The following is an 11253-nucleotide window of genomic DNA, read 5'->3' as shown; positions in this document are numbered from 1 at the left end:
TCCGACGGGTCTTTGCAGGCCCAGGGCGGCTCCTGAAGGTGCCCTTCACGGCGTTTCAGGGGCAGGCGCGCAGGTCGGCACGGGTCAGGCGGATGTCCGGCCAGCCGCGCAGGTCCGACGGCGCCGTGTACCGGCGCGTGCAGCCCAGCGTCTTGCCCGTCAGGTCGTACACCTGGCCGAGCACCGGCGCCACGTCGCACTGGGCCGTGCCCGGCTCCGCTCCCCGGCAGTCGTGGCGGACCACGATCACGTCCGGGCGGCCGTCGGCCGTGACGTCGTAGAGCGACAGCGTCCCCGCGTCCGCGAAGTACGGCTTGCCCGGCGCGCGCCACACTCCCCCGCTCGCGACGAGCAGTTCGCCGTACCCCGCCTTGCCCTGGTCGCCGACGTCGCCGCGGACCAGGCACGTGGGTGCCGCGCCGTCGATGCAGCGCAGCGAGTTCTGGTCCAGCCGCACGCCCAGCTGGGCGATCGACAGCTCGAACACCGTGCCCGGCTCCGGCCCGACCTGCACCCGCGCCGAACTGCCCGCCGCGTCGGTCAGCAGCACCACCGGCGTCCCGCCGACCGTCATCGCCGCGACCTGGCGGCACGGGCCGCCGCCGCAGGTCACCACCGGGGTCACCGGGGCGGCCGCGGGCTCGGCCGCGCCGGCGGGCTGCTCCGGCCGAGGCCGGAGCAGGAACACCGCGGCGATCGCGCCGACGGCAATCACCGCGGCCAGCACCGCGGTGAGCAGCGCCGACCGGGGCGTCCGCGCCGCCGAAGTCCGCATGAGACAGAGCGTAAGCCGCGTCGCGACTGTGTGTGGGCAGCGGCCCGGCGGGGTGTGGCTGAAATCCCCCGGCCGTGCACCCGGCGGAGGCAACCCGGGGTAGCGGAACGTGTCCGTCTATGTTGTCCGGGTGACGAACCCGAACCTTCCCCCCGCCCTCTACCTGCCGACCGGGCCGGCCAGCGCCGAGACCGAAGGCGCGTCGATCGAGCTGCGCCGCACGCCGGACGGCCGCACCGCCCTGGTCGCGTTCACCGCGCTCGACCGGCTGATCGACTGCTGCGGCGAGCACCAGCCGTGGGTGCTGGTGAACACCGAGCACCTGCCGAAGGTCCACGCGGCGAACCCGTACGACGTCATCGTGCTGGACTCGCCGCTGCCCCAGGAGCTGCGCCACCACGTCTGAGCGTGGTTCAGCTCTCACTCCAGAGACTCCCGACGACAGGTCCGTAGACTCCCCCGTACCGCGAAGGCGGTCAGCAATGCAGCTGTCGGGACGCAGGAGGTGCGGGGTGGCCGAGCAGGTCGGCGAATCCACCGGTGGACCGGTGACCAAGATCCTGGTCGCCAACCGGGGCGAGATCGCGGTACGCGTGATCAGAGCCGCCAAGGACGCTGGCTTGACCAGCGTGGCGGTGTACGCCGATCCGGATCGCGACGCACCGCACGTGCGCCTGGCCGACGAAGCCTTCGCGCTCGGCGGCACCACGGCGGCCGAGAGCTACCTGAACTCCGACAAGCTGCTCGACGCCGCCAAGCGCTCGGGCGCCGACTCGGTGCACCCGGGCTACGGCTTCCTCTCCGAGAACGCGGACTTCGCCCAGGCCGTCCTCGACGCCGGGCTGACCTGGATCGGGCCGAGCCCGCAGGCCATCCGCGACCTCGGCGACAAGGTCACCGCGCGCCACATCGCCCTGCGCGCGGGCGCGCCGCTGGTGCCGGGCACGAAGGAGCCGGCCAAGGACGCCGACGAGATCGTCGCGTTCGCCGACGAGTACGGCCTGCCGGTGGCCATCAAGGCCGCGTTCGGCGGCGGCGGCCGCGGCCTGAAGGTCGCGCGCACCCGCGAAGAGATCCCTGAGCTGTTCGAGTCGGCGACGCGCGAAGCGGTGGCCGCGTTCGGTCGCGGCGAGTGCTTCGTCGAGCGCTACCTGGACAAGCCGCGGCACGTCGAGGCGCAGGTGCTGGCCGACCAGCACGGCACCGCGATCGTCGTCGGCACCCGCGACTGCTCGCTGCAGCGCCGGCACCAGAAGCTCGTCGAGGAGGCGCCCGCGCCCTTCCTGTCCGACGAGCAGCGCAAGCGCATCCACGAGTCGGCGAAGGCGATCTGCAAGGAAGCCGGGTACTACGGCGCCGGCACGGTCGAATACCTCGTCGCCACCGACGGCACCATCTCCTTCCTCGAGGTCAACACGCGGCTGCAGGTCGAGCACCCGGTCTCCGAGGAGACCACCGGCCTGGACCTCGTCCGCGAGATGTTCCGCATCGCGCGCGGCGAGAAGCTGCGGATCACCGAAGACCCCGAACCCCGCGGCCACTCGATCGAGTTCCGCATCAACGGCGAGGACGCCGGCCGCGGCTTCCTGCCCGCGCCGGGCACGGTGACGAAGTTCGTCGCGCCGAGCGGGCCGGGCGTGCGCGTCGACTCCGGTGTCGAGTCCGGCAGCGTGATCGGCGGGCAGTTCGACTCGATGCTGGCGAAGCTGATCGTCACCGGTTCGGACCGCAACAACGCCCTCGAACGCAGCCGCCGCGCCCTGGCCGAGATGGTCGTCGAGGGCATGGCGACGGTGCTGCCGTTCGACCGCGTGATCGTCGACGACCCCGCGTTCATCGGCGACGAGAACGGCTTCAGCGTGCACACGCGCTGGATCGAGACGGAGTTCGACAACCAGATCGAGCCGTTCGTGGCGCCGGACGTCGAGGCCGCCGAAGAAGAGCCGCGGCAGAACGTCGTCGTCGAGGTCGGCGGGCGTCGTCTCGAAGTGTCGCTGCCCGGCGGGTTCGCGCTCGAAGGCGGCGGCGGTGGCGGCACCGCCGTCAAGGCCAAGCCGCGCAAGCGCGCCGGCGGTGGCAAGGCCGCCGTGAGCGGCGACGCCGTCACCGCGCCGATGCAGGGCACCATCGTCAAGGTCGCCGTCGAAGAGGGCCAAACGGTCGAAGCCGGTGAGCTGATCGTCGTCCTCGAGGCGATGAAGATGGAGAACCCGGTCACCGCGCACAAAGCGGGCACCGTCACCGGCCTTTCGGTCGAGGTCGGCGCCGCCGTGACGCAGGGCACGCAGCTTCTCGAGATCAAGTAGGACAGTTCGTTACAGATGTCGTGGTGGGCCGCCCCCGAGGCGGCCTACCATCGACAAGGTGACCGAAGTCCCGTCTCCGCAGCTGCGGATCAGCGACCAGAACCGCGAGTCCGCGCTGTCCGCGCTCGGTGAGCACATGAGCGCGGGGCGGATCGACATCGATGAGTACGGCGAGCGCTCGGCGCGGATCACCGCGGCGAAGACGCGCGGTGAGCTCGTCGACATCTTCGCGGACCTGCCCGCGCCGCACCCCCGCTACGACGACGCGCCGCAGGCCGTCGCGGCCTCCGCGCCGGCGCAGGAAGCCCAGCCCGCGCCGCGGCACCCGAATTCGCCGGAGGGCTGGACCGGCCCGCAGCGGTTCGTCGCCGCGTTCGTCCCGCTGGTCTGGATCGCGGTGATCGCGCTGATCGCCACCGGCGTCGTGCACGGCACGCTGATCCTCGTCCCGATCGGGCTGAGCATCTTCGGCCGGTCGATGTGGGGCCACGCCGGGCACCACAACCACCACCCCCACCACGACCACAGCGACCGCCACGACCGGCACCTGCGCGACCGGGAGCGCCGGCGCGAGCTGCGCGACTCCTTCCGCGACCACCGGCGTGGCCTGGACCGCTGATCCCGCCGTGAGCGACATCCGGTTGAGTGACGCCGAACGCCAGGACGCCCTGGACGTCCTCGAAGAGCACGTCCGCTCCGGACGTCTCGACATCGACGAGTTCGGCACCCGCTCGGCGAAGGTCACCGCGGCCAAGCGGGTCAGCGAGCTCGTGCCGCTGTTCGACGACCTGCCTTCGCCGCGGCCGAGCGCGCTGCTCAACGGGGCCGCCGCGCCGCAGGTGCCGGTCATGTCCGGCGGCGGCGGGCTCTCGCTTTTCCTGACCCGCAGCGCGGTCCCGATCGCGATCGCCCTCGCGGTCGTGGTGCTCATCCTGTCCCGCGGCCGGCTGCTGATCATCTCGATCGCGCTGCCACTGGTGGTCGCGATGCTCGCCGGGGCCCGCCGTCGGCGCTGAGCCTGCGAGAATCACCCCGTGATGGGCGTGGTTCCGGGCGTGCTGGACGTCCGAGGCGAGCGGGTGGCGGGGCCGATCTTCACCGGCGTCGGCCTGGCCGGGCTCGCCGCGTGCACGATCTGGGGCCCCGGACTCCCGGGCGCCACCTGGGTCCTCGTCGTGGTCGCGGCGGTGTGGGTGCCGCTGCTGATCCCGCTGTTCCCGCACCGGCGGACGCACCCGTGGCTGGTCGCGGGCTACTACGCCGGGGTGCTCGCGGTCGCGACGGTGCTGGTGGCGCGCAACGACACGTTCATGGGCTTTGCGTCCTTCGGCTACCCGCTCGCCTTCGTGCTCTTCCCGGCGCGATGGGGGTTCTTCGCGGTGGCCGCGACGGCGACGCTGCCGCTGCTGGCCGCCGACCCGGACTCGCGCAGCCCGACCTGGGTGCTGGTCCTGTCGATGGCCGGCCCGCTGCTGTACGCCGCGTGGTTCGTCGGCGCGGAGAGCGAGCAGCGGCGGAAGGCGACCGTCCGGCTGGAAGCCGCGCTCCAGGAGAACGCGGACCTGCACGCGCAGCTCGTCGGCCGCGCCCGGGAAGCCGGCGTGCTCGACGAACGGCAGCGGATGGCCCGCGAAATCCACGACACCCTCGCCCAGGGCCTGACCGGGATCGTCACGCAGCTGCAGGCGGCGGACGGCCCGGACCGGGAACGGCGGTTGGAGCAGGTCCGGGTGCTTGCCCGGGAGAGTCTCGGCGAAGCGCGTCGCGCGGTGCAGGCGCTGCGGCCGGAACCACTGGTCTCGGCCCAGCTCCCGGAAGCGCTTTCCCGGCTGGCCCGGCGGGTCGCCGGGACGTCCGGGGTCGCGGTTCGGACGGAGACGACCGGAGACGCGCGCCCCCTGCTGCCCGACCTGGAGGAGACGCTCTACCGCGTCGCCCAAGAGGCGCTGGCGAACGCGGAAAAGCACGCGAAGGCGTCGCGGATCGCGGTGACCCTGTCCTATTCGGACGACCTGGTGCTGCTCGACGTCGTCGACGACGGCGTCGGCTTCCGCCCCGGCGACCGGGGCGAGGGCACCGGGTTCGGCCTGGAGGCGATGCGCCAACGCGTCCGGCGGGTGGCGGGGACGCTCTCGATCGAGAGCTCGCCCGGCGGCGGCACCGCGGTGAACGCCCAGGTCCCGGCGATCCCGGCCTAAACCCCTCCCCAGGGTCACGCGTGCTGGTGACGTCGAAAAGGGGAGGAACGCATGAAACTCAGAACCAGAGCACTCGCCGTCGCCGCGGGGGCACTGCTCGCCACCACACTCGCGCAGCCCGCGCAGGCCGCCATCGGCCACTGGGAAGCCGACCCGCTGGCCTTGCCCCCCGGCTACTCCGACGCGACCGGGTGGGTCCGCGGCACCGACAGCCACGGCGGGTACGCCGGGAACCTCTGGCTGGACGGGACTTCCCACGTCGTGACCTGGTCGAAGGGCCAGCCCACCCTCCACCCGGCGCCCGGGGACTACCCGTCCGGCGAAGTCGTGGACGAGAACTCCGACGGGACGGTCCTCGGCCAAGCCATCGACATGTTCGGGACTCGGACGCAGCCCTTCCTGCTCGACCACGGCGAGTACGAGATGCTGCTGGCGCCGGGCGACTGGGCGAGCTTGCGGGCGGTGGCGCTGAACGAACGCGGCGACGTCGTCGCCGACGCACAGCCGAACAACGGTGGCGCGAGGGCGGTGCTGCTCTGGCGCGCCGAAGACCGTGCGCACCCGGTGCTGATCACCGGGCTGCCCTTCATGTACGCCGCGGACCTCGATGACGACGGCGCGCTCCTGGTGAACTCGTTCCCGAACTCGTTCATCTGGCGTGACGGCGTGTTCGAGCAGCTCACGGCCCCGCCGGGGGCGGCGTACCTCAACGCTGCCGGCATCCGGAACGGCCAGGTCACCGGGAGCTACGGGGCATCCGACTGGCTCAGCGGCGAAGGCGTGTGGTGGCGTTCCCCCGGGCAGCCGGGCGTCCTGCCGTCCTCGAGCACGACGTTCGGGATCAACCGGTACGGCCTGATCGTCGGTTACGGCACCAGGCCCGATCCGACCGGCCCGCTGGGTCCCCTGTCGGTGTGGCTGAACGGGCGTGCGATGGGCTCGCTGCCCCTCGCCGGGTTCACCGCCGGCTACGCGAAGACGGTGGGTGACGACGGGACGATCGCGGGCGTGGTGTCCGACCGGGATCCGTCGACGTACGGCGGCCGCCCGGTCGTGTGGCGTTACTCGCTCCGCTGAGCCTTGACGGCCGGGCCGGGAGCGGCGTGCTCCCGGCCTGGCTAGGCTGGGCGGAGTGGAAGCGGTGGAGATCAACGCGGGCACCTACTACCTGCGCCAGCTGCGCGCCGACCGGCATCTGGACGACCGGCCGCTGCTCATGGAGGCGTTCGCCGATCCGACGCACCGCAAGTACGTGCTGAACTACCGCCTGCGCACCCTCGACGAGGCCACGGAGTACGTGGCGCTGCGCGCGGCCCAGTGGGCGGGCGACGAGCGCTGCTCGTGGGCGATCGCGGAACCGACGTCGGGCAGGTTGCTGGGCGAGGTGGGCCTACGCGAACTGAATCTCGACGTCGCGTACGCGGAGGCGACGGTCTGGGTCCACCCGACCGAGCGCGGCAAGGGCATCGCGACGACGGCGTTGAACGCGGCCTTGCGCTTCGGCTTCGGCGGCCTCGAGCTGACCGAGGTGAGCTACCGCTACGAGGAGAGCAACGAGGCGTCGGCGATCGTGGCGGAACGCTGCGGGTTCACCCTGGTCGGCCCGGAAGCGGACCGGGCGCCGACCGGCGAGCGCCTGATCCGCTGGCACCGGACCTCCTGACGCTCCTCAGCTCACCGGCTCCGTGATGCCCGCCCGGGCCTCCGGGGCCGCCGACCGCAGGGCGTCCGCCGCTTCGTCGCTCGGCTGGGACTGGGACTCGCGCTCCGCCTCCACCCGGGCGTTGTAGACCTCGATCTCGCGCTTCACCGTTTCGGGCGACCAGCCGAGGACCTCGCCGACCAGCGCCGCCACCTGCTCGGCGCAGTCCACCCCGCGGTGGGCGTACTCGATCGAGATGCGCGTCCGGCGGGCCAGGACGTCCTCCAGGTGCAGCGCCCCCTCGTGCGAAGCCGCGTACACCACCTCGACGCCGAGGTAGTCCGGCGCGTGCTCGATCGGCTTGAGCAGCTCCGGGCGGCCCTCGGCGAGCGCCAGCACCTCGTGCACCAGCGAGCCGTAGCGGTCCAGCAGGTGCCTCACCCGGTAGGGGTGCAGGCCGTGCTCCGCGGCCAGGTGGTCGGCCTGGTTGACCAGCGCGTGGTAGCCGTCCGCGCCGATCAGCGGGACCTTGTCCGTGATCGACGGCTGCGAGCGGCCCGGCAGGTCGACCGCCGCGGCGTCGACGGCGTCCGCCGCCATCACCCGGTAGGTCGTGTACTTGCCGCCCGCGATCGCGACCAGGCCCGGCGCCACCCGCGCCACCGCGTGCTCGCGCGAAAGCTTCGACGTCTCTTCGCTCTCCCCCGCCAGCAACGGGCGAAGCCCCGCGTACACGCCTTCGATGTCGTCGTGCGTCAGCGGCGTCGCCAGGACGCTGTTGACGTGCTCCAGCAGGTAGTCGATGTCGTGCTTCGTCGCCGCCGGGTGCGCGAGGTCCAGGTTCCAGTCCGTGTCCGTCGTCCCCACGATCCAGTGGTTGCGCCACGGGATCACGAACAGCACCGACTTCTCGGTGCGCAGGATCATCCCCGACTCCGAGACGATCCGGTCGCGCGGCACGACGATGTGCACGCCCTTGCTGGCGCGCACGCGGAACCGCCCGCGGCCGCCGGAGAGCCGTTGCAGCTCGTCGGTCCACACGCCGGTGCAGTTGATCACCGCGGCCGCCGAGATCTCCGTCTCGCGGCCGTCCTCGACGTCGCGCACGCGCACGCCGGACACGCGGTCGGCCTCGCGCAGGAACCCGACGACCTGGGTCGACGTCCGCACGACCGCGCCGTAGTGCGCCGCCGTCCGCGCCACCGTCATCGTGTGGCGGGCGTCGTCGGACTGCGCGTCGTAGTAGCGGATCCCGCCGATCAGCGCGGACCGCTTGAGCGCCGGCACCATCCGCAGCGCGCCCGCGCGGGTGAGGTGCTTCTGGCCCGGGACGCTGCGGGCGCCGCCCATCGTGTCGTACATCAGCAGGCCGGCGGCGGTGTACGGCCGTTCCCACACGCGGCGCGTCAGCGGGTAGAGGAAGCTGACCGGCTTGACCAGGTGCGGCGCGAGGGTCGTCAGCATCAGCTCACGTTCGCGCAGCGCTTCCCGGACCAGGCCGAACTCGAGCTGTTCCAGGTACCGCAGGCCGCCGTGGAAGAGCTTGCTCGACCGGCTCGACGTCCCCGAAGCGAGGTCGCGGGCTTCGACGAGCGCGACCCGCAGCCCGCGCGTCGCGGCGTCCAGCGCCGTACCCGCGCCGACCACGCCGCCGCCGATGATGACGACGTCGAAGGTCTCGCTGCCCAGCCGCTGCCAGGTCTGTTCCCGCTTGGCCGGGCCCAGTCGAGCCGGGTTCGTCTCCGCTGCGTGCTGCGCACTGGCCACGTGACACTCCTCCTCGTGCTGGCGAGGGTTCCAGCATCGCACGACCTGGTGATCCTCCGCCCGTCCACGGATGACACTTGTGGCGTAACCCTCCGCGATCTTGCTGTGCCGCTGGTTCACCAATCCGCCTGATCGGTGAAAGTTTCGGCTAGCCGGAGCTTGGTATCCGCTTCTACGCCCCGGTAACGTCGCGCGAACGTGGGTCGGCAACGGTGCCGTGGCACGCCGTGATCGACCCTGCGCAGAGTGTCCAGTGTGGAGGTGCAGCGGTGAGTGCTGGGGCAATAATCGTCTGGGAACTACTGGGAACGGCCGCGCTGATCCTGCTCGGCAACGGTGTGGTCGCGAACCACGTGCTCCGTAAGAACAACGGTCACAACGCCGGGTTCCTGTTCATCAACTTCGGCTGGGCCTTCGCCGTCTTCACCGGCGCCAGCATCGCCGCGCCCAGCGGGGCGCACCTCAACCCGGCGGTGACCCTCGGGCTCGCCATCGCCGACAAGACCCCCTGGGCCGACGTCCCGTTCTACTTCATCGGTCAGATGGCCGGCGCGATCATCGGCGCCGTGCTCTGCTGGGCGACCTACAAGCTGCAGTTCGACGACCACCCCGAGCCCGAGAACACCCTCGGGATCTTCTCCACCGCACCGCAGATCCCGAACCGGGCGTGGAACCTCGTCACCGAGATCATCGGCACCTTCGTCCTGGTGGCCTGGATCCTGCTCAGCCCGGTGGTCACCGTCGGCGACGGCGGCACCCCGAACTTCGGCAACTCCGCACTCGGCTACGCGGGCGTCTCGTTCGTGGTGCTCGTGATCGGTACCTCGCTCGGCGGGCCGACGGGCTACGCCATCAACCCGGCACGTGACCTCGGACCGCGCATCGCGTACGCGTTCCTGCTGCCGATCAAGAACAAGGCGAACGCCAACTGGGGCTACTCGTGGATCCCGGTCGTCGGCCCGCTGGCCGGTGGCGCGCTGGCCGCGCTCCTGTACCTCGTCGTGCACAACCTGACCTGATCGCCGAACCTTTCGAATTCCTGGAGCACACATGACTTCGTACGTAGCCGCGATCGACCAGGGCACCACGTCGACCCGGTGCATGATCTTCAACCACGAAGGCCGCGTGGTCTCGGTCGACCAGCGTGAGCACGAGCAGATCTTCCCGAAGGCCGGCTGGGTCGAGCACAACGCCGAGGAGATCTGGGAGAACACGCGCCGGGTCGCCGCGGGCGCGCTGGCCAAGGCCGACCTGACCGCGAAGGACATCGTTGCCGTCGGCATCACCAACCAGCGCGAAACGGCGCTGGTCTGGGACAAGACGACCGGCAAGCCGGTGTACAACGCGATCGTCTGGCAGGACACCCGCACCGACAAGATCGTCACCGAGCTCGGCAACCTCGGCGGCGGCCAGGAGCGCTACCGCGACAAGGTCGGCCTGCCGCTCGCGACGTACTTCTCCGGGCCGAAGATCAAGTGGATCCTCGACAACGTCGACGGTGCCCGCGAGAAGGCCGAAGCCGGTGACCTGATCTTCGGCAACATGGACACCTGGGTGCTGTGGAACATGACCGGCGGGGCCGACGGCGGCGTGCACGTCACCGACCCGACCAACGCGTCGCGCACCATGCTGATGGACCTCGACACCCTGCAGTGGGACGCCGAGATCGCCGGTGAGATGGGCATCCCCCTTTCGATGCTGCCGGAGATCCGCTCCTCGTCCGAGGAGTACGGCAAGGTCCGCGAGAAGGGCGCGCTGGCCGGCGTGCCGATCGCGGGCATCCTGGGCGACCAGCAGGCCGCGACGTTCGGCCAGGCCTGCCTTTCGCCCGGCGAGGCCAAGAACACCTACGGCACCGGCAACTTCATGCTGCTCAACACCGGCACCGAAAAGGTGATGTCGCAGAACGGGCTGCTCACCACGGTCTGCTACAAGATCGGCTCGAACGACACGATCTACGCGCTGGAAGGCTCCATCGCGGTGACCGGTTCGCTCGTGCAGTGGCTGCGCGACAACCTCGGCATGATCGGGACCGCGGCCGAGATCGAGGAGCACGCGCGCAGCGTCGAGGACAACGGTGGCGCGTACTTCGTCCCGGCGTTCTCGGGTCTGTTCGCTCCTTACTGGCGGTCCGACGCTCGCGGCGCGATCGTCGGGCTCACCCGGTTCGTCAACAAGGGCCACCTGGCCCGCGCGGTCCTGGAGGCGACGGCCTTCCAGACGCGCGAGGTGCTCGACGCGATGAACGCCGACTCCGGAGTCCCGCTGAAGGCGCTCAAGGTCGACGGCGGGATGGTCGTCAACGAGCTGCTCATGCAGTTCCAGGCCGACATCCTCGGTGTGCCGGTGGTCCGCCCGGTGGTCAACGAGACCACCGCGCTGGGCGCCGCGTACGCCGCCGGCCTCGCCGTCGGGTTCTGGAAGTCCGAAGACGACATTCGCACCAACTGGGCCCAGGACAAGCAGTGGGACCCGTCGATGGACGACTCCCGCCGCGAATCCGAGTACCGCAACTGGAAGAAGGCCGTGACGAAGACCTTCGACTGGGTCTCCGACGAGGACTGA

At 71.2% G+C, this 11253-nt stretch carries 11 protein-coding genes; 9 read left to right on the top strand and 2 right to left on the bottom strand.

What is annotated here, in order from left to right:
• Window positions 1-55: 55 nt before the first annotated feature.
• Window positions 56-775 carry a hypothetical protein gene (locus tag AB0C38_RS41765; protein WP_360684299.1) on the bottom strand — a complete coding sequence of 240 codons (720 nt, stop codon included), beginning with the start codon at window positions 773-775 and terminating at the stop codon, window positions 56-58.
• Window positions 776-905: 130 nt separating this feature from the next.
• Here AB0C38_RS41765 and AB0C38_RS41760 point away from each other — a divergent pair, with 130 nt between their 5' ends.
• From AB0C38_RS41760 to AB0C38_RS41730, 7 genes are all read left to right on the top strand, one after another.
• A complete protein-coding gene (locus AB0C38_RS41760) occupies window positions 906-1181 on the top strand; it encodes an SAV_915 family protein (protein WP_086673790.1) in 276 nt (91 codons plus the stop codon).
• Window positions 1182-1287: 106 nt separating this feature from the next.
• Window positions 1288-3081, top strand: coding sequence for an acetyl/propionyl/methylcrotonyl-CoA carboxylase subunit alpha (locus tag AB0C38_RS41755; RefSeq protein WP_360684296.1), 1794 nt, complete (start codon window positions 1288-1290; stop codon window positions 3079-3081).
• Between the two features lie 58 nt (window positions 3082-3139).
• On the top strand, window positions 3140-3700 hold the full coding sequence (locus tag AB0C38_RS41750) for a DUF1707 domain-containing protein (RefSeq protein WP_360684293.1): 561 nt from the start codon (window positions 3140-3142) through the stop codon (window positions 3698-3700).
• A gap of 7 nt (window positions 3701-3707) precedes the next feature.
• Entirely contained in the window at window positions 3708-4097 is a 390-nt protein-coding gene (locus tag AB0C38_RS41745; RefSeq protein ID WP_360684290.1) for a DUF1707 domain-containing protein, read from the top strand.
• Between the two features lie 21 nt (window positions 4098-4118).
• Window positions 4119-5279 (top strand): sensor histidine kinase, encoded by a 1161-nt coding sequence (locus tag AB0C38_RS41740; protein WP_360684322.1) that lies wholly within the window; start codon window positions 4119-4121, stop codon window positions 5277-5279.
• Between the two features lie 51 nt (window positions 5280-5330).
• Window positions 5331-6356 carry a hypothetical protein gene (locus AB0C38_RS41735; RefSeq protein ID WP_360684287.1) on the top strand — a complete coding sequence of 342 codons (1026 nt, stop codon included), beginning with the start codon at window positions 5331-5333 and terminating at the stop codon, window positions 6354-6356.
• A gap of 55 nt (window positions 6357-6411) precedes the next feature.
• Window positions 6412-6942 carry a GNAT family N-acetyltransferase gene (locus tag AB0C38_RS41730; RefSeq protein WP_360684284.1) on the top strand — a complete coding sequence of 177 codons (531 nt, stop codon included), beginning with the start codon at window positions 6412-6414 and terminating at the stop codon, window positions 6940-6942.
• 6 nt (window positions 6943-6948) lie between these two features.
• Here the strand turns inward: AB0C38_RS41730 and AB0C38_RS41725 are convergent, their stop codons facing one another.
• Window positions 6949-8688, bottom strand: coding sequence for a glycerol-3-phosphate dehydrogenase/oxidase (locus AB0C38_RS41725; RefSeq protein WP_360684281.1), 1740 nt, complete (start codon window positions 8686-8688; stop codon window positions 6949-6951).
• 269 nt (window positions 8689-8957) lie between these two features.
• Between AB0C38_RS41725 and AB0C38_RS41720 the strand changes: the two genes are divergently transcribed.
• Together AB0C38_RS41720 and glpK are read left to right on the top strand one after the other, a co-directional pair.
• Window positions 8958-9707 (top strand): MIP/aquaporin family protein, encoded by a 750-nt coding sequence (locus tag AB0C38_RS41720; RefSeq protein ID WP_360684278.1) that lies wholly within the window; start codon window positions 8958-8960, stop codon window positions 9705-9707.
• A gap of 31 nt (window positions 9708-9738) precedes the next feature.
• A complete protein-coding gene (gene glpK / locus AB0C38_RS41715) occupies window positions 9739-11253 on the top strand; it encodes a glycerol kinase GlpK (protein WP_360684275.1) in 1515 nt (504 codons plus the stop codon).

The sequence above is a fragment of the Amycolatopsis sp. NPDC048633 genome (assembly GCF_040650695.1).
Taxonomy (GTDB): Bacteria; Actinomycetota; Actinomycetes; order Mycobacteriales; family Pseudonocardiaceae; genus Amycolatopsis.
The sequence above is the reverse complement of the archived record's forward strand: the minus strand, read 5'-3'. Positions and strand labels throughout refer to the sequence as shown.

Coding starts and splice junctions, on each gene's coding strand:
- AB0C38_RS41765 (WP_360684299.1), bottom strand. CDS start 775: ATGCGGACTTCGGCGGCGCGGACGCCCCGGTCGGCGCTGCTCACCGCG.
- AB0C38_RS41740 (WP_360684322.1), top strand. CDS start 4,119: ATGGGCGTGGTTCCGGGCGTGCTGGACGTCCGAGGCGAGCGGGTGGCG.
- AB0C38_RS41735 (WP_360684287.1), top strand. CDS start 5,331: ATGAAACTCAGAACCAGAGCACTCGCCGTCGCCGCGGGGGCACTGCTC.
- glpK (WP_360684275.1), top strand. CDS start 9,739: ATGACTTCGTACGTAGCCGCGATCGACCAGGGCACCACGTCGACCCGG.